Consider the following 23,572-nt stretch of genomic DNA (forward strand, 5'->3'; position numbering starts at 1 on the left):
GAGAGGAAGACCCGTGCACACCAGCAGTCGTAGAACACTCACCGCCGTGGTCTGGCTCTGGGTCGCCCTGCCGTTCGCCCGAAGTCCCGCCCCGGCACCACGCGGTGGGGACGGGGTTTGCGGAGCCGGGCGGGGCACAAGGACCCGGTGCTGTCACCTGGGCCAGTGGCCCCCTGGCCGACGTCATGTGAGGCGTGTTGACCGCTTGTTCCGCTCCGCGCCCAGGCGGGCGAAGTAGGCGATCAGGTCGGGGTTGTCGACCGCCGCGGGGTTGAGGACCTGCTGGGCGGGGACGCCCTGAAGCAGGCGCTTGACGGGAACCTCGAGCTTCTTTCCGGTCTTCGTGTGCGGGAGGGCCGGTACGGCGAGGATCTCGTCGGGGACATGGCGGGGTGAGGCGCCGTCGCGGATCGCGTCGCGGATCCGGTCGCGCAGGGATTCGTCCAGGCCGACCCCGTCGGCGAGGACCACGAAGAGCGGCATCCAGTAGCCGCCGTCGGGTTCCTCCGCGCCTATGACGAGGGCCTCGGTGATCTCCGGGAGGCGTTCGACGACGTCGTGGATGTCGGCGCTGCCCATGCGCACACCGTTGCGGTTGAGGGTGGCGTCGGAGCGGCCGTGGACGATCACCGAGCCGTGTGAGGTGAGAGTGATCCAGTCGCCGTGGCTCCACACACCGGGGTAGGCCCCGAAGTAGGCGTTGCGGTACCGGCTGCCGTCGGGGTCGTTCCAGAAGTACAGCGGCATGGACGGCATGGGTCGGGTGACGACCAGTTCGCCGACCTGGTCGAGGACAGGGGTGCCCGTGGCATCGTAGGCGGCCAGCGCCACGCCCAGGTTGGGGGCCGACAACTCCCCTTCCCAGACGGGGGTCGTGGGGGCGCTGCCGGCGAAGGCGGAGACGACGTCCGTACCGCCGCTGGTGGACGCCAGCTGGATGCCCGCGCCCACGTGGTCGCGGACCCAGGGGTAGGCGGATGCGGGCAGGGCGGAGCCGGTGGAGCCGATGACGCGTATGGCCGACACGTCGTGCACGGAGGGTTCGATGCCCAGCTTGGCCATGGCCAGCAGGTACTGGGGGCTGGTGCCGAAGACGGTGACCTTGTGGCGGTCCGCCAACTCCCACAGGATGTCCGGTCGCGCAAGCGGCGCCGGGCTGCCGTCATAGGTGCACGTGGTGGCACCGGTCAGCAGGGTGGAGACGACCAGGTTCCACATCATCCAGTGGGTCGTGGTGTACCACAGCAGGCGGTCCCCGACGCCCAGATCGGTGTGCAGACCGAGGATCTTGAAGTGCTCGAGCAGGACCCCGCCGTGGCCATGGACGATGCCCTTGGGCAGGCCGGTGGTGCCGGAGGAGAACACCACCCAAAGAGGGTGGTCGAACGGCACCTGGGCAAAAGAGAGGTCCTCGGTGCGGGTGGCCGCGTCCTCCCAGGGCACCGTCAGCCCCGGGTGCCCGCCCTTGGGCCAGGCAAGGCCCACGTGCTCCACGCGCACCGTGGCCTTCAGCGTGGGCAAGGCGCGGGCCAGTTCGAGCGAGGCGGTCCGGCGGTCGTGTGCGGTGCCGTTGAAGCGGTAGCCGTCCGCGGTGATCAACACCGTGGGTTCGAGCTGAGCGAAGCGGTCGGCGGCGGCCTTGGGTGCGTAGTCCTGGCCGCACACCGACCACACCGCGCCGAGACTGGCGGTGGCGAGGAAGGCGATGACGGCGTGGGGAGTATTGGGCAGGTAACCCACCACCCGGTCGCCCTGTCCGACGCCCAGGTCACGCAGGGTGGCTGCGACCGAGGCGACCCGGGCGCGCAGCTCACGGCCCGTGATCTCGTAGCAGGCTCCGGTCTCGTCCAGCGCGGTGATCGCGGGAGCGTCCGGCTGCAAATTGCGCAGCGCGTGGTGAGCGTAATTGAGCGTAGCGCCGGGGAACCAGCGGGCGCCGGGCATGGTCTCCTCGGCCAGCACCCGCTCGTACCCGGTCGTCGCGTCGACGGCGAAGTACTCCCACACCGTCTCCCAGAACCCTTCCAGGTCGGTGACGGACCAGTGGTACAGAGCTTGGTAGTCGGTGGGGTCCTGGATCCCTTCGGTGCCCTGGTGGCGGGCCGCCCATCGGGCGAAGTCCGCGATACGGCTGCGGGCGGCCGTCTTCGGGGCGGGGGTGAAGAAAGGTTCCGGATGCGGCGTGGGGTGCAGGGTGGTCATGGTGTAGGGCTCCTCGGCGGAGGGACGGGCCGGGCATCGGCGATATGGCGGGCCGTGTGGAGCAGGGGAGCCCAGACGGCGGTGTCCGTGAAGTCGCCGGTGCCGATGGGGACGGTGTCCATCACGGCGCGGTCGGGGCGCAGCAGGACGGCGTCGGCTCGGCCGCGTGCCAGCCAGGTGGCCAGGGTGCCGTCGTCGCCCAGGTCGTCGATGTGAATCGTGGATGCGCCCAGTGCCGTGGCCACAGCCGTCACCTGCGGGGTGGGCGGCACGGCGGTCAGGACGGCGAAGGAGTCCCCGAGGACGTCATCGAGGCGCACTCGCCTGCCGTCGCGCTGAACCCAGGGCTGCGGGCAGAAGGTGCCGGCCAGCACGCGGCCGGTCAGCCGGGGGCGGCGCCGTACCAGCGGACCGGCGGCCAGGGCGGGGCTGAGGTCGCGGCTCACCGCCGCGGTCACGCCGGGGATGCGACACGCTGCGCCCACGACGGCCCGGCGGAGCGCTGCGGCGCGGTCCTGGCCGCCGGTCATGGCCCAGCCGACGGCGACCGCGACGCGGATCACGTGGCGGGCGTGCGGCTTGCGCTCGTGCTCGTAGGTGTCCAGCAGCCCTTCGTCTGCGCCTTGTTGGAGGACCCGGGCGAGTTTCCAGGTGAGGTTGTGGGCGTCGCGCAGGCCCGTGCACAGCCCCTGCCCGATGAAGGGCGGGGTGAGGTGGGCGGCGTCGCCCAGCAGGAAGACGCGTCCCCGGCGCCACCGGTCGGCGAGGCGGGCGCGGAAGGTGTACTGCGCCTGCCGGATCACCTCGAAGTCGTCGCCAGGGGAGGCATCAGACGGCAGGTCCACCCAGGGGGCGACCAGCTCGCGCAGGCGCTCCAGCCCGTCCGGACCGTCCAGGTGCTGATCGTCGGGCAGCCGGAACTCCCAGCGGTAGCGGTCTTCGCCGACGCGCATGAAAGTGGCCGGCTGGGTGGGGCAGCAGATCTGCTCGGCGCCTTCCCAGCTGCGCACCCGGCGGCTGGTGCGCACGTCGATGACTCGCCAGCTCTCCTCGAAGTGCAGGTCCTCCCATGTGGCGCCGATGGCGTCGCGGGTGACGCTGCCCGAGCCATCGCAGCCGAGGACGGCATCGGCCCAAAGGTGCTCGTCCTCGTCGCTGCCGTCGCGGCGGAAGGTGACCCGGACCGGACCAGCCGAACCCTTTGCTCCATCGGCGTTCTGGCTGACGGAAACGACCTCCACCCCGCCCCGCAGCTCACACTCCGGGCGGTTCGCCAGGGCGTCGCGCAGCAGGTGTTCCAGCTCGGGCTGGTCGAACATGCTGGTCTGCGGGAAGCCGTGATGTCCCTGCGGGGACCGCGCGAATTCAGCGATCACGCGGTGCCGGGCGTCCAGCAGCCGGAGCCCGCGTGCCGGGCGGGCGAGGGCGGCGAATTCCTCGTGGACGCCGACACTCTGCAGGATCCGGCGGACCTCGTCGTCCACGACAACGGCACGCGGCAAGGGGTAGACGTCCCGGTGGCGCTCCAGGACAACGCTGTGTACTCCGCGCCGGGCGAGCAGGAGAGCGGCCGTGACCCCCACGGGTCCCGCACCGATGATCACCACTGGTGTCCGGGATGCGGCGCTCATGGGGTGCCCGTCACAGAGGTCCGCTGCTCGCCGAGGTCGATCCGCCCGTCCGGGGTAGCGATCGTGGCGGTGATCAGATCACCATTACGCAGGTAACGGGGGTTTTTGGCCTGGCTGTTGAAGAACGCCTTCCACTTCATCGCGGGCGGCAGCAGTGCTGCGATCTTCTCGACAGACTTGGGCGGGGCTTTCAGGGCCGTGCCGCCGGGCGTGCCGGTCAGCAGCAGGTCACCCGGGTCGAGGGTCTGGAAGCGGGCGAGCAGGGTGAGGGCCTGCGCGGGTCGTACGATCATGTCAGCGAGCGTGCGGTCCTGGCGCGGCGCGCCGTTGACCGACAACCGCAGCCGCAGGTTGACCAGGTGGGCGAAGTCCTCAGGTTCCAGCAGGGCCAGGTACGGACCCGTCGGTGTGAAAGTTGGATAGGACTTGCTCTCGTAGAACTGGGTCTTGGTCAACTGGACGTCGCGGGCACTGACGTCGTTGGTCAGGACGAGACCGGCGACGTAGCGCGGCAGGTCACTCTCTTCCACCACGGTGCCCACGGGCAGAGGCGCGCCCATGACGAGGGCGAGTTCCACCTCGTAATCGAGGAACTTTACGTGTGAGGGGCGGACGATCTCCTCGTGCGGGCCGCTGACGGAGCCGGATGCCTTGCGGAAGAAGGTGGGCGGGATGTCGCCGGTGAAGCCCGAATCCTTGGCGTGGCTGTGGTAGTTGACCATTTGGGCGACCACCCGGCAGGGGGTCGTGACCGGAGGCAGGGCCACCAGGTCGGCGACGGGCGTGCCGCTCTCGGCGGAGGTGGCGGCCTTGCGGACCGCGTCCCGGTCGGCGAGCAGATCGACAGTGGTGACTGCCTTGGTCTTGATACGGACGGCGCGCTCGTCCCGGACGACCCACCAGCCGTCGGTGGTGCGCATAACGTTGGTGCTCATGAGCTCATCGCTTTCATCAGGCCCAGCAGGCGTGCGGGGTCGAGTTCGTTGTCGTCGCGCAGGGCCGTCATGACCTCGCGGAGCTTGGCGGGAGACGGGTTTGTGCCCAGGAAGTCGCGGGTGACCGGCGGGCCCCACTGGGCTAGGCCGCTCCCCGACATCGGCGCCCAGCCCGGTTCGAGGTCGCAGGAGAACAGGTCGCCGTCGGCGAAGTGCTCCAGCATGAAGTGGTCGGGGTCGCGCCAGTAGTCGAAGAGCTGGCTGCCCTGGATGTGCCGGCCGATCCCCCAGCTGCGCCGGTAGCCGCGCTCGGCAAGGTACTCACCGCCGACGGCGATCGCGTCGAGGTCGGTGACCTGGTAGGCGGAGTGGACATAGCCGGTTCCGGGTCCCAGGTGCAGGGCCAGCGTGTGGTGATCGACGGCCACGCCTCCCTGGTCGCACCGGATGAACGCCATGGTCGGCCCGCGCCCGCGCTGCCCGTCCAGGAACAGGAAGTCGGACACGATCATCCCGAGGGTGTCCAGGTACCAGTTCAGGGTGCGGGCAAACACCCGAGTCTCCAGCACCACATGGCCCAGCCGCTGGATACGGGACGGCTCACGGGGCGGACGCTGGGTGACGTTCGTACGACGGGGCTCGGTGCCGAAGTTGAGGATCAGCGGCTGCTGCTCGGGCAGCGCGGGCAGCGGCTCGGCGCAGTACACGACCCGGACCGCCAGGCCCGAGGGATCGAGCAGGGCGACCGACTGCCCACCGCCAGGTACGTCGATGTCCCGCACGGTACTGCCGGTGGCGCGGGCGAGCCGGTCCAGGTCGGCCCGCTCGGCCGCGCGGAACGCCGGCCCGATGAACCGGGACGCACGCCCCAGCCGGATGACCATGCAGGGTGAGCCCGCGAACGTGCCGCGCAGCCACAGCTCCTTCTCGGTGCGGGCGGCGATCGCGAACCCGAAGTCACGCGCGAACACCTCGGCCTGGTCCAGGTCCGGCTTCTCGAACTCCAGCCAGGCCAGATCCGCCACCTTGATCACGGGATTTCGGGAACGTCCGGGGTGCTCTCCGCGCAGGGCGCCCTGCTCACTGTGTAGGTCTTGGTGGGGCGTCGGGGGAGCGGCCCTGTTAACGGGGGTGTGGGACATGGTGTCCTCCAAGCAACATTGCCGTAATGAGGAAATCATCAACTTTGCCTTGCTCATCGTCAATGGGTTCGAGCCAAATAATTGATGATCTCATCAGTAATGGCAGACTGATCGTGACGGTTGTTACACTCGCCGTATGCCGACGTCAGCCCCGACCAAGAACCGCTTCGAGCGGCGCCGCGCCGAGACCCGGCAGGCGCTCGTCCGCGCGGCCCGGCAGATCCTCGCGGAGACCGGGGACACCAGCGCCAGCATCCAGGCCATCGCCGAGCGCGCAGACGTGGGTTTCGGCTCCTTCTACAACCACTTCGAGTCCAAGACGGAGCTGTTCGACGCCGCGGTGACGGACGCCCTGGAGGAGTTCGGGCAGGTCATCGACGACCGTGTCGAAGGGATCGAAGATCCGGCCGAACTAGTTGCCGCGGGCTTCCGGCTCACCGCCCGGATGGCCGACTCTCACCCGGAACTCATGCGGATCCTGCGTGATCGCGGTCTGGCCCACATTCACGCGGACCGTGGCTTGTCACCGCGAGCCCTGCGCGACCTGGAGATCGGCATCGCCTCGGGCCGCTTCACCTGCAGCAGCGCGACCACTGCCCTGTCCGCCCTGGGCGGGACCCTGCTGTCCCTCGTGGCGCTGAGGCTGGCCCGCCCGGACCTCGACGGCGACGAGACCGCCTCCGACCTGGCCGAAATGGTCTTGCGCATGCTCGGCCTCCCGCCGGACGACGCCCATGAGGTCACCCGGCGTTCCCTGCCCGCCCTCGACTGACAGCTCAGGGACCGGCCTGCGTCCAGAAGCCTCCGGGCCCCTGTGTGCTCGCACTGGATGGCGGAGGCCCCAAACTCAGGCCGGCAGCCAGCTTCAGCACTGCCGACTCGAGCGCATTGAAGTCCGAGAGGGAACTGCTGGCCCGGGCGTGCGGACACGGGCGATCTGCTCGAGCCAGCTGTTGGCCATGCTTGAGTGCGCTGAACTGCTCCAGCACCTCGTGCTCCTCGGCGAACAAGCCCGGGTGCTGCCTTATGTCCCGCTGAAGCTGCTGGTATTCGACCGCCGCGATGCCGTCGTTCCGCTCACCGCCGGCGCCGACGTCCCGCGCAGTACCGCCCCCTGGTCCACTGGTCGCCGCCGGTCGACACCTCGTCGACCTCTTCGACGCCAGCTGGCGGCAGGCCACCCCCGTGTTCTGCAGCAGGAGACGGATGACCATCCCGACCTGAGCGAGGCCGACTGCGCTCTGCTCCACCTGCTCCACGCCGGGCTGAAGGACGAGACCATAGCCCCCCAACTCGGCCTCAGCGAACGTACCCTGCGCCGCCGAATCACCGACCTGACCACCCGCCTTGGGGCGACGACCCGATTCCAGGCGGGCGCGCAGGCGGTCCGCCGCGGGTGGCTCTGAACTCCCTGTGTTTCAGGGGGCCGGGAGCGAAAGACCGTGGGCGCCGGTGCTCTGTCAAGCTCCGGCGCCCAGTCACCCCTGCCCGAGGTGGTCTTGATGAACTTTCTGTTCAGGTGTTAGGGGACGAGGATGAGGCGGATCGGGTCGCCGATCTTGTTCTCCAGGCGGTGGAGGGCGTCGGCGGCGTCGGCCAGCGGGATGTGGTCGGTGATGGAGGGGGCCAGGTCGAGGCGGCCGGCTGCGGTGAGTCGCACCAGCTCGGAGACGGACTCGGGGGAGCCACCGTAGTGGCCGCGCACCTGCTTGCACATGTAGTTGAAGGTCAGCCCCTCGGTGATGGTGAGCGGCTTGGGCGTGATGCCCACCAGGATGAGGGAGCCGCCCAGGCCCAGCACTGCGGCGGCCTGCTCGCGGACGACGGGAACGCCGGCGCAGTCGAAGGCGTAGTCAAGGCCTCGTCCGGCGGTGGCCTTCATGACCTGGTCGGCGAAGTCGGGGGCAGCCGGGTCCAGGGCGAAGTCCGCGCCAAAATCCAGGGCCCGCTCGCGGGCGCTGGGCAGCGGGTCGATGGCGATGATCGGCGCGGCGCCGACCAGGCGGGCGAGGCGCACGTTGTGCGCGCCGACTCCGCCAACGCCCCAGATGCCGACGGACTGGGCGGGTCGGACGCCCGCGGTGGTGACGACGGCGGCGTAGGGGGTGGAGACCGCGTCGGGGATGATGGCGGCCTGGTCGAAGGGGAGGTTGTCGGGGATGGGGATGAGGGTGTCCTCGCGGGCGATGGTGTACTGAGCCCAGCCGCCGTCGTAGTCGATGCCGGCGGTGCGCATCTGGGTGCAGGGGCGGCGACGCGCGCAGTCGGCGCACTGGCCGCAAGTCTTGCCGGCCTCCAGGGTGACGCGGGTGCCGACGGTCAGGCCGCGCTTGAGGTCGGGGCCAAGGGCGTGGATCACGCCGGAAACCTCGTGGCCGACGGTGACCACGTCGGAGGTCGCGAACTGCGGGACCAGAGTGCCGTCGATGAGGTGGACGTCCGAGAGGCAGACGCCTGCGGCCTTGACCTCGATGAGGACCTCGCCCGGTCCGGGCACGGGGACGGGGGTCTCCTCGACGACGAACTTCTTGCTGTCCAGGTGGAAGCGTCCGGCGAGCATGGTGTCCATGGTGATCTTCCTTCTATGAGTGGCGCTTCGGCCGGTTCCGGCCGATGGGTGCCGTGTGGTGTCTGGTGGGCTTGTGGTGGCCGGGAGGCGTGCGGGGGGAGAGGTACGCCGCACGCCTCCCGGGGTCTGGGGGTCAGGCGAAGACGTCCTGCTGGTAGCGCTCGTCGGCCTCGAGCTGGGCGAGCCACTGCTGGGCTGTCTCGTCGTCGGCGCCGGTCCGCTGGCGGTAGATCGCGGCCAGGGCCTCGCGCACGGCGGGCGCCATCCGGCGGCCGTCACCGCAGACGTAGATGTACGCGCCGTCTTCGATGGCCTGCCACACCGTGTCGGCGGCATTGGCGATGGCGTTCTGCACGAACCGGGCCGGGTGACCGGCCACCGCGGAGAACGCGGTGTGGACCTGCGCGATCCCGGACTGCTCCCAGTTCTGCATCTCCTGGCGGTAGAAGTAGTCGTGCTCCGGGTGGCGGCAGCCGACGAAGACCTGCGACAGGCCTACCTCGGTGCCGTTCTCCTGCTGCGAGGCGCGCTCCTCCAGGAATCCGCGCAGCGGCGCGATACCGGTGCCGGGGCCGATGAGGATCAGCGGCGTGGCGGGGTCGGCCGGCGGGGCGAAGGTCGGGGAGGGCACCCGCACGTAGCCGTAGAAGACGTCTCCGGGCTCGAGGCCGCCGATGTAGGACGAGCAGGTGCCGCGGTACTGGCCGTCACCGGACAGGGCCGGGCCTTCCAGCAGGCCCACGGTCAGGCGCACGTGGCGCGGGTTGGCCAGCGGCGCGGAGGAGATGGAGTAGAAGCGGGGACGGATCGGCCCCATCATCTCCAGGAAGACCGCCAGCGGCAGTTCGACCGCGGGGAAGCGCTCCAGGAGGCCCAGCACGGAGATGCGCTTGCCGAGGATCTCGTTCTGGTAGCGCTCTTCGGCTTCCTCGGTGTCGGCGGTATAGGCCTGCAGCTGCGGCCGGGTCCACGGGCACTCGGTGTGCTCGGCCAGGATGCGCACCTGGGTGCGGGTGGCCACGTCCTGCAGCTCCAGGAACTCGGTGAGGAGCAGGCCTGCGGTGACTGCGGTGCCTACCGGCAGGTGGGTGCGGCCGCCGGCCGGCTGGTCCAGGCGCAGGACCTGGTCGCGGTCGACGCCGAGGCGGGTGAGGGCGCGGTTGACCAGGACGGGCTCGTTCTTGGCGAAGACGGCCAGGTGGTTGCCGGTGTCGTAGGTGACACCCTCGGGGAGCTCGATGGTGATGGACTTCGCCGACGGGCGCGGCGGCTCGAGACTGAAGTCCCACAGGCCGGTCGCGTCAGCCACGAGTTCCTCGTTGGCCACCACCGTGAGGGGGTAGGCCTGCTCGGAGACGATGGCGGGGCGCACGTCCGCCTCGGTGAGCAGCTGGACCTGGTAGCGCGGGCCGCTCGCGTCGGATGTGTCGGCGGCGTACTCCTCGGCCAGCGTGGTCCACAAGGTGTCCATCCAGCGAGTGGCCATGCCGTCGAAGTCACCGGCGGCGTCGGCGATGCCACGCTCGATGATGGGGGTGGCGCCAGCAGCCAGCAGAGCTTCGTTGATCCGCGTAGGGAAGGCCTGGTAGGTGGCCACCCACTGGGTGTTGCCGGCGCCCAGCAGTGCGAGCCGCACGTTCGACAGCGAGCCCTCGGGCAGCCCGGCGGCGATCAGGTCGTCGAAACGCTGGGCATTGTCGGGGGCCTTGCCGTTGTAGCTGGCGGCGACGACCACGAGCAGGCCCTCGGTGGGCAGGTTGTCGCCCAGCTCGTCCAGGCTGGTCAGGGTGGTGCCGAAGCCGGAGCGCTCGCCGCGGTCGGCGATGGTGCGCGCCAGGTCCTCGCACGAGCCAAGGCTGGAGCCGTAGGCGACGGTCAGATTCACCCCGACACCGCTGACCGCGGCCTGCGCCTGCGTGTCGTCAGTCTGCAGGTCCACGGCGCCGAAGACGGTCCGCTGGTGTTCCTGACGGCGACGGACGACCAGCTGGAAGTCGCTGGGCTTGCGCGTCAGCGCCTCCTTGACGTCCATCTTGTAGTCGCTGGTGTCGGAGAACTTGAGCTTCTGTAGCACCAGCGCGAGGGCCAGGCGGGCCTCGGTGAGCGCGAACTGCCGGCCGATGCAGGCACGTACGCCGTTGCCGAACGGCTTGTAGGCGTGCGGGTGCTGCTTGGCACGGTTCTCCGGCAGCCAGCGGTCGATGTCGAACTCCTCGGGCCGCTCCCACGCCTTGGGGTGGGTGTGCAGCGGGCCCTCGAGGATGTTGACCCGGGTGCCCTTCTTCAGCTCGTAGCAGCCACCGATGACGGTGTCCTCCGACGGGGCCTTGCCGAATGCCGGGATGGGAGCCCACAGGCGCAGGGTCTCGTCCAGGATGCGCGGGATGACGTCCAGCTTCATGATCGTGTCGTAGTCAGGCACGGTGTCGCCGGGCAGCAGCCGGTCCACCTCCGCGTAGGCCTGGGCCAGGACGTGCGGGTTGCGCATCAGCGAGTAGGTGGCGAACGAGAGCAGGCCGCTGGTGGTCTCGTGACCGGCGATCAGGAACGTCAGCACCTGGTCGCGGACGTTGTCGTCGGCCAGCAGCTTGCCGGTGTCCGGGTCGGTGGCCTCCAGCATCAGCCCCAGAAGGTCCTCCTCGCCGCTGCCCTCCCCCTGGCGGCGCTCCTTGATCACGCTCTCGACCAGTTCCTGCATCTGCTGAATGTTCGCGCGGTACTTCTTGTCGTCCGCCTTGCGGAACTTGGTCATCATCGGCAGCTCCTGCGAGCGCCGCAGCGACTCCACCAGCGCGCCCAGCAGCGCGTTGAGGAAGGGGTGCAGCTCCTCCTTGTCGAAGGACTGGAACCGGAAGCCGAAACCCGACAGGGCGATGGTGTCCAGCGTCAGGCGGGTGTAGTCGTCGGTGATGTTGACCGACTGACCCTCCCTGCGCTCCCATTTGCCCACCAGGTTCTGGGCGATCTCCAGCATCTGCCCGTAGTAGGCCTTCATGGCCCGCTGGCTGAAGGCCGGCATGAGGACACGGTGCGCCATGCCCCATTCCTCTTCGTGCTGGTGGGCCGTGAACAGGCCCGCCCCCGCGAAGTCCCGGACGTGGTGCAGGGGCGTTTTCTCGATCTGCTTGAAGAACCGCGTCTCGTCGCAGACCTCGGCCACCAGGTCCGGGTCGTAGACGAAGACCTGCTCGATGCCGGCGATGTCCATGCCGTAGATGCCCTCGGGGAATTGCTTGGACAGCTCGCCGAAGTACGCCACCGGGTTGGTGCTGGGGATCTGCGGGGTGTGGCCGAGCAGGGGTATCCCGCGCGGGGACCGAATGGGGCGAAGGTCGTTCGACGTGGTCATGGCTTGCTCCTTTGGGTGGAGAGGGATAGGCAGGGGCGCCGGTCGATGTCGGGGTGTACCTCAGAAACATACGCCGTATGGAAGAGAACCGTACGCCGTATGGAACGTCGGGCGCAACCCGGGGTGCGGGAGTGTCTCCTCCGTCACGGTGTGGCCGAACCCATTTCCGTACGCTGTATGGAACCGATACCGTACGACGTATGACAAAAGCGAAGCGTCCCCAGCGGGGAACAAGGAAGAGAGACGTGCCTCTGACCGAGGCCGGGATCTATGCAGCCGCCCTACGGCTCATCGACGCGGACGGGGTCGAGGCGCTCACCATGCGCAAACTCGCGACCGCGCTGGATGCGAACCCGATGTCGCCGTACCACCACGTGCCGAACAAGGACGCCCTGCTGCGCGGAGTGGCGAGGATGGTCGGCGCCCAGTTCCGCACTGTGACGCTGGAGGACGCTCCCTGGCAGGAGCGCATCCGCCTGCTCGCCACAGATTTCCGGACGCTGGCGTACCGCCACCCCAACCTCATGGCCTACTCATTCAGCCACCCGGACTTCATCCAGCCCGACGACCCGTTCTGGGCCGCGCTCATCGCGACACTGGATGCCCTAGGGGTACCGCCCTCAGAGATCCAGCAGATCGCCGCTCTCATGTGCGCAGTCGTCATCGGTGTCCTCATCGCCGAACTCAACGGTGCGCTTCACCAGTGGTCGAACCTCAAGCCCGCCGCCCCCGTTTTCGGCGAAGACGGCGAAGGCGGGCCCCCGGACGGAGCCCCTGACGAGGACCGCATGTTCCGCCTGGTGCTGGACACGATCATCACGGGCCTGGAAAGCCGACTCGCCGCCAATCGTGACGCCAGGGTGCCAGCCATTGAGTCCTGAGGCATTGCGGCCTGGGGCAGGCCCGTGGGCGCGCGAGCTCGGACTACGCGTGGTCGCAGATTCCCCCTCGCCGGCATCCGAACCAGGTCGACGTCGTCATCTTCCACAGGGTCCGCGGCAGCGAAGGTACGTTCGAGGCGTTCCAGCACCTTTGCGGCCGTTGGGGCGTGGTGCAGTTGATGGGGCGCGTCGGGTCGGACAATGCTGCCGCGCAGTCTCCACTCGCTCCTCACGGTCGAGTACGTCCACCGGCACACCTTCGCCACCCGCACCGAGGCGAGGCTGAAGTGACTCCATGCAGTCCACGGCAGCACCGATGACAGATGGTGACCGTCCCGTCGACGCTCGCCATCGCGCACGGGCGAAGACCGCTGTGGCGGTTCGCCAGACGCCGGGGCCGGGGCCACCCAAAGACCAGCAGGGACTGACAGCGCCTACGGCGGGCCAGGCTCGCCGTCCAGCCCCCTGCGCCCAGCCCCGCGTCCAAGGCGCAACATAGATGATCACGATAATCTGGGCAAACAGCCACAGATCCCCACTCGCCAGCAGCCGACAGTGGAGTGAAAAAATGGGCACGAAAGGAACGACTGTCCGGCGCTGGATTGCCAGAGGACATCGAGCATGATCAGTCCGAAACCTGGCGGTTGGCCGTATGCCTTCGACGGCCTGGCAACCGCCGTACTCGACAGCCGGGGGACGGTGCTGGGGTGGACCGAAACGGCGGCGGACCTGACGGGGCTGACGGCCAAGGATGTCTGCGGCCGCCCTGTGCAGGAACTACTGGCCGACCTCCCGGGCGACGCGGATACGGCCACGGAGATACCTGCATTCGGCCAGGCACGGCTGCGCCACCGATCTGGAGAGATCATCCCCATCACATTCCGGGCGACGCGGGTTACAGGGTCTTCCGATCTCCTCGTCGTGGCAGCGCCTACACAGAACGTGTCCGATCAACAGCAGGGCGTAGAACTCCTGCGCGCGTTTTCCTCCCAGGACCAGATCGCAATCGCCCTGCATGATCGGGACCTGGTCATCGTGCACAGCAACAACGTGTCGGGCGTCTTTGGCTGTCCCTCCGTGCCGCCCAGGGGCCGGCTGCGCGACGTGCTGATGGACGGGGACGCTGAGGAAACTGAGGCGTTCCTGCGTCAGGTCCTCGACACGGGCGCACCGTTGGTCCGCAGGGACCAGCCAGTGAGGTGGCGGCACGACCAGGCACGGCAGCGGGCCATGTCACTGTCAGCCTTCCGCCTCGAGGACGAGCGGGGGCGACCGACCGGAGTGGTAGCGCTGTACATCGATACCACTGATCAATGGCGGGCTCGTCGGGACCTGGACCTCGCTCGTAAGACGGCCGAGCGCGTCGGGGGGTCCCTCGATGTCGTGCGCACGGCGCAGGACCTGGCGGATGTAATGGCGCCGGCCTTCGGAGACTTCGCCGCGGTCGATCTCGCGGAGGCCGTATTCGACGGTGACGAACCCGCGAAGCGGCTGGGCGGTGGAGATCTTTGTCTACGCAACGCTGCGATGGCACCGGCCGCCGAGGGGTGGCCGGCTGGCATCGAGTGCGGCGACCCTGTTCCACCGTTCCTCGATCACCCCATCCTGCGCAGTTTTCAACACGGTGAGACGGTCATCCTCAGCGGCGACGAGTACATCTCTGTGATCGGCGATCCGCAGCTGGTCGAGTTCCTTCTGCCGAAGGGCTGTCATTCGGTGATGGTGGCGCCGTTGCACGCTCGCGGCCTCACGCTCGGCGATGTGTCCGTCTGGCGCGTCGGCTCATCCGTTCCGTTCACTGAGGACGAGGCGGATCTCATGGCTCAGATCGCATCGAGGGGCGCCCTCGCCATCGACAATGCCCGCCGTTACACGCGAGAGCACCGGGCGGCTGTTGCATTGCAGCGACGTCTTCTTCCTCCGGCCACCACCGACGCTCCGGCAGGCGAGACTGCAGGTGTCTACCTGCCCGCGGGCGGTGGAGCGGAGATCGGCGGCGACTGGTTCGATGCCATTGCTTTGCCTTCTCTCCGGCTGGCCCTTGTTGCCGGGGATGTCGTCGGCCATGGCATGCCCGCGAGCGCCACCATGGGACGCCTGCGCGCCGCCATCCAGACGCTCGCGGACCTCGAACTCGAGCCCGACGAGCTGCTCACCCGGATCGCGGACTTGGTCCAGCGCCTTGCGACCGAAGCCCCACCGGCAGACCAGGACACCGTCGGCGCCACGTGCCTGTACGCCGTCTACGACCCAGTCACTCAATGCTGCACCCTGGCCAGTGCCGGGCATCCGCCGCCCGTCCTGGTCCGGCCCGACGGGACCGTCGAGGTGGTTGAGGTCTCCCCGGGACCGCCACTCGCCATCGGCGGCATGCCGTATGAGACCACCACGATCGACCTCGAGCCAGGTAGCGTCCTCGCCCTCTATACCGACGGGCTGATCGAACGGGAGGGCGACGACATCGGCCAAGGGCTGCGGCACCTGATGGACACTCTCGCCGCGACCTGCCGGCCGGAGCACCCTCTGGACGAAACCGGCGCGTCTCTCCTCGCCAACCTGGCTGACCAGACGCCGCGCGACGACGCGGCCCTGCTGCTGGCCCGCACCCGCGCCGTCCCGACGAAGGACACCGCTCAGTGGCAGATCCCGGCCGATCCTGCCGCCGTCTCCGAGGCCCGAGCATGGACAACCCGCCAACTCACCAGGTGGGGGCTGGATGACCTCCTGTTCACCACCGAACTCATCGTCAGCGAACTAGTGACCAACGCCATCCGCTATGGCCGTCCGCCTGCGGAACTGCGTCTGATTCGTCACGACGTTCTAATCTGCGAGGTCACCGACTCCAGTCCCACCCAGCCTCGCCTGCGGCGTGCCGCAACCACCGACGAGGGAGGACGCGGCCTGTTCCTCGTCGCCCAGCTCGCCATGCGCTGGGGCTGCCGCTACACCCCAGGCGGCAAGACGATCTGGGCCGAGCAGCTCATCGAGTAGCCACACTGAACTGTGGCCCCCTCGTTGTGCTGCAGGCGGCGACGAGGTGAGCGCGGCTCCTGCGCAGTGAGAGTCGCTGCGCGCCCGCCTGACCTCGCCGTTTCGGTTGGGCTGAGGCGGCGTCGCTGATCGCCAACTGTTGGGTGGCCGACGTGATTTCGGTGCTTGGGCAGGTCGGAGTCCCGGCGCGGTGGTCGGGTTCTCCGGGTTCTTTCGGGTCGTGGGCGAACGGGGGTTTGCTGGTCAGCTGGCGGGTCGGGGCAGTGCGGCGAGGCGGTGGAATGCCGTGGCCAGTTCGTGTCTCCAGGGCCAGGTCGCCGATATTCGGAGGTGGAGGCGTCGGCTGCCGCGGGTGAGGCGGGCGGCGACGTGCAGTAGCCGGTAGCGGAGCTTCTTCGGCTCAGCCGTGGCCAGCTCCCCGTCCAGTAGCAGGACACGGTCCAGGCGAGCAGGTCGATCGCGGCGAGGCTGAGTTCGAGCCAGACGGTGTTGATGCCGAAGTGGCGGGAGGGGAAGCGGCCGAAGCCGGTGGTCTTGCCGCTCCGGATGTGGTCCTCGACGGTGGCATGTCCGCGGTGGCGGACCTTCAGGAACTGGGCGGAACCGCCACCGGAGTACGGGGTGTCGGTGAGGAACACCTGATGCCGTAGGCCCTCGTCCTGGTCGAACAGGGACAGTTGGGCTCCGGGGTGCGGCCGCTCGCGGCGCACGATGATGCGGGTGCCGGCCGGGTAGCCGTCCAGATTGACCATGCCGGTCAGCTCGGCGAGACCGACCCCGCGGTCACGCGCAGCATCCAGACCCTTGTGCCGCGCGCCCAGGCCGCCGGCCGCACGGTCGGCCTCTGCGGCCAGCGTCCCAGCGACGACCCCGCCTTCACAGAATTCCTGGTGAAGACCGGTATCGACTCGATTTCCGTGGCACCGGACAGCTTTGCCGCGGTGAAGCAGCAGGTGGCTGCTGCCGAAACGAACCTGCACAGGGAGGGCCGAACGGTCCCATTCAGGACCGAGTCGTCCCAAGTGGACCTGACGTCCAGCCACTGAAACTGAATCCGGCACCGCAGAAGGCGCCGCCAAGGCGCTGGAGATGGAGGACACCATGTCCGGAACCCAGATGGAGCGCAGGCGCAGCCTCTTCCCCGACCTCATGGACTGGTTCGGAACCGACTTCCCCCGCTTCCCGGTATGGCGGCCGATGCCCGACGTCCACCCGATTCCGATCGAGGTGACCAGCCAGGAGGGGCAGTTGTCGGCGTACAGGGAAAGGTGCCCAACCACGTACATGCGAATGTGCTCAGCTTCCTTCGCCGACTCGCCCTGCTGGTGAACGGCCGGCGTGGGCTGACTCGTCACCGTGATCAACGGGGATGGGACTCGCTGGATATTCAGATGACAGGAGCCGCGCGGTCCTGGCAGCATCGGCCGGTTGCACCGACCGGACGGATTATCGGAGGAACACCACGTCCATCAACTGGGACCTGATCCCGCGCCTGCTGCCATGGTCCGCCGTTGACCCTGACCATCACGCCTTCACCTGGAACAGTGATGAGGAGGCACAGGTCACGGCGCTGATTCGCGCCATGGCGAACCGGGACGGCTTCGTCAAACTGGTGACAAACCTCCTGGTCGACCGCTACGACCGGTGGGCCTGCGGATGGCACTGGGCGTTCGGCGAGGGCGGTGGCGGCGGCGTCGTCACCGCTTGGTGCTGTGATCCTTGTTCGCTGCGGGACGGCCCCGAGGCCGCGACCGCCAACGTCGTGGCCTCACTCCTGGAGTGGCGCGACTGGCTGGAAGAACTGGCCGAGCGCTTCGCCGAGCTCGCTCCGGCAGCCGATGCGGACGCGGAGGACCGCAGCTGGCACGTCCAGCGAGCAGCAACCCGGCTGGTGACCCTGGTCGTGGACCGGACCTGTACCGAGAGCGGCTGGCACATGCTCTGTGAACGCGTGCTGACGTGGTATCTCTCCTCGGTGGGCCTGGAAGGGGAGGAAGCGTCCGAGATGGTGAAGGGCGCTATCGGCGGGCGCTTCAAGAGCTGGGCCGAGCCGAGTTCCGTCCTGGTCGACGCCGTCGGTGAGGATCTCGGGTTCGGCGTGACCGGGCATCGACCGTTCCGTGACTACTGACTCCCTTGACTCCCTCGCCGTCTGGTGCACGGTCAGGGATAGGGTCGACTGGGCGTTGGCCGGTGCCGGGACCCAAATTCCCGTGGCACCGGCCGTCGACGGGCTCACAGGCTGGTTCGACGGTGAGGTCCGGCACCGGTGCCCGCAACGCGCCGAGCGGCTGCTAGACGCGAACGCCCTGGCCCGCATCGACGCCGCTCACCGACGCGCCCTCACCCCGGCTCTGCTCGCCGGCTGGCAGCGGATTGTCCTCGGCAGATCCGAGATCACCTTCCGGGACGGTGATGCCTTCGCCAAAGGCGGCCGTGAGCGCTACGGGCTCACACCATCCACGTGGCCTGACTTCGCCCGCTGCCTGCAGCAGAGCACCGACCCGGCACTTCCCCTGGCAGCCCGCGCAGCCAGGGCGTATCTCGACGTGGCCTTCTTCCATCCCTTCCCGGACGGAAACGCGCGCTTGGCGCTGCTGACCCTGGCCTATGTCCTGGACCTCGACGGAGTGCGGCTGGACCAAGTGGCTCCCTTGCAGACCACTCGCTACGCGGACGACCCGGCCGGCGCCGCAGACCTCGCAGCCCTGGTCGCAGTCCTCATCCGCGCATCCCACCGCCGGGCCGCCGCCCCTGCCATGTGCGGTGAAAGGCCGCGGCGGGCACCGGTATCACCGCCGTCCCCGGATGATCACCGCTCGCCCCAGGGACGTGGCGCCGGAGAGACTCCCCGCACGTGAGCGCGTTCGTCTGTACACAGCTGGGCACATTCATCCGTACCCCGACAGCAGTACGTGCTGCGTGCGGAGCTTCCCGGGATGGACCCCGCGAAGGACATCCACATCACGGTCGAGGGCGACACGCTCACCGTCGGCGCCGAACACACCGAGAGCAAGGAGGAGAAGGATCACTCGGAGTTCCGTTATGGCTCCTTCCACCGCACCGTTCGCCTACCGACGCAGATTCCGTCCGACGGGGTCGAGGCGGAGTACGAGGACGGCATCCTCACCGTTCGCGTGGCGATGGAGCCCGAGAAAACGGAGACGGCACGCAGCATCCCCGTGAAGCGGGCCGCAACCAACGATCACGACGAGTCTTGACGAATCTGCTGGTCTCTCCACGATGACGTCCTCGACGTCATTGCGGTCCCAGCTCACCAACATATGCGGCGGCATGTCGGCCGACAGGCCGGGAACCTGCCCGCTCGGACCCTGGCCCGCGCGGGCAGGAGCCGGGTGTTCCTCAACACCGGACACATGCATGCCGAGGCCCACCGCATCAGCGCCGAGGGCCACTTCTGCCTGGCCGAGGCTCAGGGACACAGCGCGGAGCTGCAAGATGCCCGATGTCAATTCGACCGGACCCGAAGCCATGCAATCTCGGACCGTAACTGTGCGTCCGCTGCGGCGGTTGCTCGACCGTCGTGTGAACGAGCTGCGACGCGCCGCTGACCGAAGGTGCGGCCACTTGCATGTTGCACCCACGGTAGGCCGACCGGCGGCGGTGGGGGCCGGGAGCCGAAGATGACCGAGGCCGGCACCCCCGTCCAACCGCAGGCCAGAGTCCGCTACTGAGCCCGGATCCTCTGGAGACCCTGCCCTTGCTGCGGCGCGAACTCGGCACCGAGGCACGTGGTCTTTCCGCACGGGAGGCGGCGCGTCGCCTCGCCGGCTATGGCCTCAACGAGGTCCGCCGCAAGGCGAGGTCATCCTTGGGGCGTGAACTCGTCCGGCAATTGGTGCACCCGCTCGCCCTGCTGCTCTGGGCGGCCGCGGTGCTGGCGTTCGTAGCCGGCATCCCGGTGCTCGGCTGGGCCATTGTCGCCGTTGTCATCGTCAACGCAGGGTTTGCGCTCCTTCAGGAGCGGCAGGCCGAACAGGCGGTGGAGACTCTGGCCAAGTACTTGCCCGAGCAGGCCTTGGTGATCCGGGACGGACGCCCGTCGGCCGTAGAGGCGAGGGACCTGGTGCCGGGCGACCTGGTCGTTCTCGAGGAGGGCGCCAAGGTCCCCGCCGACGCACGTCTGGCCGAGGGCGGCATCGAGGTCGACCTGTCGATGTTGACCAGCGAGTCCGCGCCGGCCGAACGCATCGCCGGTCCCGAACTCGCCGGGGCACCGTTGCTGCAGGAGCCCAACCTCATCTTCAGTGGCACCACGTGCACGGGGGGCCGGGCCCAGGCGATCGTGTTCGCCACCGGCGATCACACGGAACTGGGACGCATCGCCGCGCTGAGCCAGCGCACTCGTCGCGACCCCAGCCCCCTGGAGAAGCAGGTCAAGAAGGTCGCCTGGCTCATTGCCGCCGTAGCGGTCGCCATGGGCGTGGTGTTCCTGCATCGCCGGTGTCGCCGTAGGTCTGCCGCTGACCGACTTCCTCCGCCGCGGTCAGCAGCGCGGGCCGGGCAGAGCGAACACCGGCACCTGGCCGACAGGACGGGAGTCAACGAGCCCGCACTCGCACGGACGGGCCAGGTGCTTGAACACCATCGCCCGTGCCAGGCCGGACTGGGCGACCAGTCACCAGCCTCGCATCGCCGCATGATCTTCAACCGGCCGGTCACCAGCGACCGGAACAAGGTGGCGGTCGGCGCCGGCTCGACAGACCGGGTGAGTGAACCGCCACCGCCCGAGGGCGATGGCAGCGGGGTGTTCTGGCGTTCAGGGAGGGCCTACACGGTACGGCCGCATCATCTCGTTGTCCTCGTGTTCCAGCATGTGGCAGTGCCACACATACTGTCCCGCCCGGTCGAAGGTGGCCTTGACCCGGGTGGTGGCGTGCGGATAGGCGATCACCGTGTCCTTGAAACCGCTCTCCCCGGGCTCTGGAGGTCTTGCGCTGTGCCCGGTGCTCTGTCGGTCGACGACCTGAAACTGAACCTCGTGGATGTGGATCGGGTGGGCATCGCCGGTGGAGTTATGTATTTCCCAGATCTCGGTCGCCCCGAGTGCCGGGTTCTCCGTGATGGGGTCACCCCACCCCATGGGGGTCCGGTTTCCGTTCCGGTCCACGGTGCCGAGCATTACCACGCGGGGACCCACACCCCGCAGGACAGCGGACTTCTGCTCCTGCAAGGAGACCTGTCGCGTGTGGCTCGCTGGACCCAACGGCTCGAACGGCGGAAGGGCGAGGCGGGCGGGGGGTACGGTCCTGTCCGGAGTAGCGAGCGGCCGTGACACCGTGAATTTCATGACCTGTCCAGTGGTCCCGGGGGCCGCCGGCCGGAAGTCTGTGCCCGCTCTCCCACCCTTGAACGGCTCGTCGGGGCCCTCGTTGATGAGGTACAGATCAGTGCCGACCGGGATCGAGGTGAAGTCGACGATGACGTCGGCGCGTTCGGCCGGGGCGGTGAGCAGCTGGTCGCGCTGCACAGGTGAGGGCAGGAAGCCTCCCTCCGAACCGATCTGCCAGAAGGGGAGCACCGGGGCTGCGGGGCGAGTGGCCATCGGGTCGGTGACGATCTTCAGGATCAGGAAGCGTGCGTTGCAGCCGTTGAGGAACCTCAGGCGGTAGCGGCGCGGCTCGACGGAGAGAGCGGGCCAGGTACGGCCGTTGGCCACCATCGTGTTGCCGAAGAACTCCGGGTTCCAGATGGGGGAGATGTCACTGTCGGGGATGTACGGACCGGTGAAGTGGTCGAAGGATGCGCGGCTCGCCGGGTAGAACAGGCTGCCGTCGGTGGAGAACGACCGGTCCTGGATGACGACCGGGATCTCGTAGTAGTGCCTCCCCGGAGGGTCACCTAGTTTCGGCGCCGGCCCCGGAAGCACACCGTCCGGGAGGTCGGCGGGCCCGCCACGCAGGAGGTAGAAGCCCGCCAGCCCCGCGTAGACGTTCAGCCGAGTGACCCCCAGGGCATGGTCATGGAACCAGGAGGTGGCGGCACGCTCCTGGTTGGCGTACCGGAATATGGCGGCTCCTGGCTCCCAGGCTGCATCGAACTGGTTCTCGAATATCGTCTTGAACTGTTCATAGAAGGAGCCCACCCGTGCGTATCCGTCGGGGATGTCGGATGCACGGGGTAGATACCACGCCTCGGGGTAGCCGTCGCTCTCCTGCGTGTTGTGCCCCCCGTGCAGGTGGGTCACGATCGGCACGGGTCCCGTATAGGGGCCGGGTGTCGAGGTGAAGGCCGGTCGCGCATCACGCCGTGAAATGCCGCCTTCAGGGTTGGCCCAGTGCAGTGTGGGGTCTACCGGCAGCAGGTGCGGCAGATGGTTGCCGTGGCGGTCGAGTAACTGGTTCACCCACGTGACCCGTATGGCCCGGCCGAAGGTCGCCTCGATGGTGCATGACGGATAGGCGAAGCTTCCCGGATGCCGGGTCGACCCGTATCCCCACACCGTCGTGGCGGGCATACCGGCTGGCAGGATTTGCTGCCGCAACTGCCGTACGCCGATCGTGTAGTGATCGACGTGTCCTGCCTCGTCCCTCTCGATCCAGGGCATGACTGGCGGGACGGCGAGCTCGGTGACGTACTTGTCGATTGTCGTCGGGTCCAGGACGCGGCTTGGGAACCCCGGCGTGGAGGCAGACCCGGCCGGGAGGAATAGGCAGATTCCGCCGCCTAGGCCGGCCTTGATGAATTGGCGCCTTGTGGCCATCTGAGTCCTCCTGGACACGGCCCCCCATCGGCTGCAGTCCCAGAAACCGTTCCAGTGTTTCCGACACGACGAAGAAGAGCCACTCGGAACGTCGCGGGCCGAGTTCTTCGTGCAGGTGCGGTGTTTCAGGACGCCCGGATCTCCACTCCGTGGCGTTCACGATGCATGACCTATGACGGTGGCATCAGTCGGCTAGAAAAAGGAGACCGGTACGACTCGGTCGGGTTTCGGCAGTAGCGCAGTCACTTAACTGCCTTCGCAGCGTAGAGGCCGAGTGTCCACTCCGCCGGAGGAACTTCACTCACTGTGCCTTTCTCGTCTGCCATGGGATGACGTTACGGAGGGGAACACGCTCGAAGTCAAGCGTCAGCGCCGAACGGGCTTCGCCGCGCGGACCCGTTACGGCGTCCGCGTATGACTCGGGCGGCAGACAGTTGCGCCGGGGGAGGCGCTCTGGCGTAGAAGATGGCGGTGCGCAAGGGAACATACACGCCGGAAGCAGCCAGTTCGTGCCTATCGGCTGCCGGCAGAACCCACGTGCAGCGCGATTTCTTCCGCGATCCGTTCGGCGAGCGGCTCCACGATGGCTGCGACGGGTGCTGACAGGCCGGTGCCCAGGGTGCTGTTGGCTCCCTCGATGGCGTAGACGACCAGTTGTCCGGGCAGGCGATCCAGTTCGCGGGCGAGTTCGACGGCATCGCCGAGCCCGAGCCCGTGGGAACTCGTCGCACTGCCTGTCTGCGTCAGCTGCCCACCATCCAGTTTCAGGCGGTGCAGCCGACCGGGGTGCCCGGGGTGTGCGTGTGCGGCGTCCACCACGATGGCGAGGTCGATGTCTTCCCACAGGGTGATCAGGCGGGCAGGGTCGCCGTCGCACGCCAGAAGGGCGGTCGCACCCGGCAGTGGCCGTTCCGCGGCTCGTTCCGCCAGGCGGGCCACGACGGCCCAGCCCACACCGTCGTCGTGGCGGAACTCGTTCCCGATACCGATGACGGCGATCCGCGTAGTGAGGTTCACGCGCTTGCCCCTTCCCGTCAGCCAGGCTCGCCAGTGGTACCGGGTCCGTGCGAGGGCCGTACGGGGTGACGGACACAGCCACCTGGACCACGCAGGGGCCGGTCGGCCCATGCCGGGCAGCAGGCCGTGCG

17 protein-coding genes and 2 pseudogenes are annotated in these 23,572 nt (G+C 68.5%); 10 read left to right on the plus strand and 9 right to left on the minus strand.

Features of this window, described 5'->3' with window-relative positions; all coding sequences use genetic code 11:
- Positions 1–183 precede the first annotated feature (183 nt).
- Genes ACWCP8_RS36975 through ACWCP8_RS36990 form a run of 4 tightly spaced genes read right to left on the minus strand, consistent with a single transcriptional unit; the run spans position 184 to position 5,910 of the window.
- Positions 184–2,202 (minus strand): acetoacetate--CoA ligase, encoded by a 2,019-nt coding sequence (locus ACWCP8_RS36975; RefSeq protein ID WP_451120710.1) that lies wholly within the window; start codon positions 2,200–2,202, stop codon positions 184–186.
- Positions 2,199–3,833, minus strand: a complete 1,635-nt coding sequence (mhpA, locus tag ACWCP8_RS36980; protein WP_451120712.1) for a bifunctional 3-(3-hydroxy-phenyl)propionate/3-hydroxycinnamic acid hydroxylase MhpA — start codon at positions 3,831–3,833, stop codon at positions 2,199–2,201. The genes ACWCP8_RS36975 and mhpA overlap by 4 nt, the downstream gene beginning before the upstream one ends.
- Positions 3,830–4,768 (minus strand): fumarylacetoacetate hydrolase family protein, encoded by a 939-nt coding sequence (locus ACWCP8_RS36985; RefSeq protein WP_451120713.1) that lies wholly within the window; start codon positions 4,766–4,768, stop codon positions 3,830–3,832. Before ACWCP8_RS36985 ends, mhpA begins: the two co-directional genes overlap by 4 nt.
- Positions 4,765–5,910: a VOC family protein gene (locus ACWCP8_RS36990; RefSeq protein WP_451120715.1), complete on the minus strand. Its 1,146-nt coding sequence runs from the start codon at positions 5,908–5,910 to the stop codon at positions 4,765–4,767. Before ACWCP8_RS36990 ends, ACWCP8_RS36985 begins: the two co-directional genes overlap by 4 nt.
- Positions 5,911–6,046: 136 nt before the next feature.
- On the opposite strand from ACWCP8_RS36990, the gene ACWCP8_RS36995 reads away from it, so the two are divergent.
- Together ACWCP8_RS36995 and ACWCP8_RS37000 are read left to right on the plus strand one after the other, a co-directional pair.
- Positions 6,047–6,682 carry a TetR/AcrR family transcriptional regulator gene (locus ACWCP8_RS36995; RefSeq protein WP_451120717.1) on the plus strand — a complete coding sequence of 212 codons (636 nt, stop codon included), beginning with the start codon at positions 6,047–6,049 and terminating at the stop codon, positions 6,680–6,682.
- A gap of 187 nt (positions 6,683–6,869) precedes the next feature.
- Positions 6,870–7,316, plus strand: coding sequence for a LuxR C-terminal-related transcriptional regulator (locus ACWCP8_RS37000; RefSeq protein ID WP_451120719.1), 447 nt, complete (start codon positions 6,870–6,872; stop codon positions 7,314–7,316).
- Positions 7,317–7,432: 116 nt separating this feature from the next.
- On the opposite strand, the gene ACWCP8_RS37005 is transcribed toward ACWCP8_RS37000, so the two are convergent.
- Complete coding sequence (locus tag ACWCP8_RS37005; RefSeq protein ID WP_451120721.1) at positions 7,433–8,479, minus strand: zinc-binding dehydrogenase; 1,047 nt, start codon at positions 8,477–8,479, stop codon at positions 7,433–7,435.
- Positions 8,480–8,612: 133 nt separating this feature from the next.
- Positions 8,613–11,828: a bifunctional cytochrome P450/NADPH--P450 reductase gene (locus ACWCP8_RS37010; RefSeq protein WP_451120723.1), complete on the minus strand. Its 3,216-nt coding sequence runs from the start codon at positions 11,826–11,828 to the stop codon at positions 8,613–8,615.
- Positions 11,829–12,073: 245 nt separating this feature from the next.
- Between ACWCP8_RS37010 and ACWCP8_RS37015 the strand changes: the two genes are divergently transcribed.
- Both ACWCP8_RS37015 and ACWCP8_RS37020 read left to right on the plus strand, forming a co-directional pair.
- Positions 12,074–12,709 (plus strand): TetR/AcrR family transcriptional regulator, encoded by a 636-nt coding sequence (locus ACWCP8_RS37015; RefSeq protein WP_451120725.1) that lies wholly within the window; start codon positions 12,074–12,076, stop codon positions 12,707–12,709.
- A gap of 621 nt (positions 12,710–13,330) precedes the next feature.
- Entirely contained in the window at positions 13,331–15,700 is a 2,370-nt protein-coding gene (locus ACWCP8_RS37020; RefSeq protein ID WP_451120727.1) for a SpoIIE family protein phosphatase, read from the plus strand.
- 243 nt (positions 15,701–15,943) lie between these two features.
- Here ACWCP8_RS37020 and ACWCP8_RS37025 read toward each other — a convergent pair.
- Positions 15,944–16,470: pseudogene (locus tag ACWCP8_RS37025) on the minus strand (transposase); the annotation flags it as partial.
- 36 nt (positions 16,471–16,506) lie between these two features.
- Here ACWCP8_RS37025 and ACWCP8_RS37030 point away from each other — a divergent pair.
- The 6 genes and pseudogenes from ACWCP8_RS37030 to ACWCP8_RS37055 form a co-directional block, all read left to right on the plus strand.
- The gene (locus ACWCP8_RS37030; protein WP_451120763.1) at positions 16,507–16,746 is read left to right on the plus strand and encodes a putative PEP-binding protein; all 240 of its coding nucleotides are present in this window, start codon (positions 16,507–16,509) and stop codon (positions 16,744–16,746) included.
- Positions 16,747–16,801: 55 nt separating this feature from the next.
- Complete coding sequence (locus ACWCP8_RS37035) at positions 16,802–17,029, plus strand: hypothetical protein (RefSeq protein ID WP_451120729.1); 228 nt, start codon at positions 16,802–16,804, stop codon at positions 17,027–17,029.
- A gap of 253 nt (positions 17,030–17,282) precedes the next feature.
- Positions 17,283–17,831, plus strand: a complete 549-nt coding sequence (locus ACWCP8_RS37040) for a hypothetical protein (protein WP_451120731.1) — start codon at positions 17,283–17,285, stop codon at positions 17,829–17,831.
- Between the two features lie 82 nt (positions 17,832–17,913).
- On the plus strand, positions 17,914–18,561 hold the full coding sequence (locus ACWCP8_RS37045; RefSeq protein WP_451120733.1) for a Fic family protein: 648 nt from the start codon (positions 17,914–17,916) through the stop codon (positions 18,559–18,561).
- A gap of 54 nt (positions 18,562–18,615) precedes the next feature.
- A complete protein-coding gene (locus ACWCP8_RS37050) occupies positions 18,616–18,921 on the plus strand; it encodes an Hsp20/alpha crystallin family protein (RefSeq protein ID WP_451120735.1) in 306 nt (101 codons plus the stop codon).
- A gap of 500 nt (positions 18,922–19,421) precedes the next feature.
- Positions 19,422–20,096, plus strand: a pseudogene (locus ACWCP8_RS37055) (P-type ATPase); the annotation flags it as partial.
- A 384-nt stretch (positions 20,097–20,480) separates the two neighbouring features.
- Here the strand turns inward: ACWCP8_RS37055 and ACWCP8_RS37060 are convergent.
- Positions 20,481–22,424 (minus strand): multicopper oxidase family protein, encoded by a 1,944-nt coding sequence (locus ACWCP8_RS37060; RefSeq protein ID WP_451120737.1) that lies wholly within the window; start codon positions 22,422–22,424, stop codon positions 20,481–20,483.
- A 513-nt stretch (positions 22,425–22,937) separates the two neighbouring features.
- Positions 22,938–23,441 (minus strand): hydrogenase maturation protease, encoded by a 504-nt coding sequence (locus ACWCP8_RS37065; RefSeq protein WP_451120739.1) that lies wholly within the window; start codon positions 23,439–23,441, stop codon positions 22,938–22,940.
- Positions 23,442–23,572: the final 131 nt, after the last annotated feature.

It is taken from the genome of Streptomyces sp. NPDC002206 (assembly GCF_053593595.1).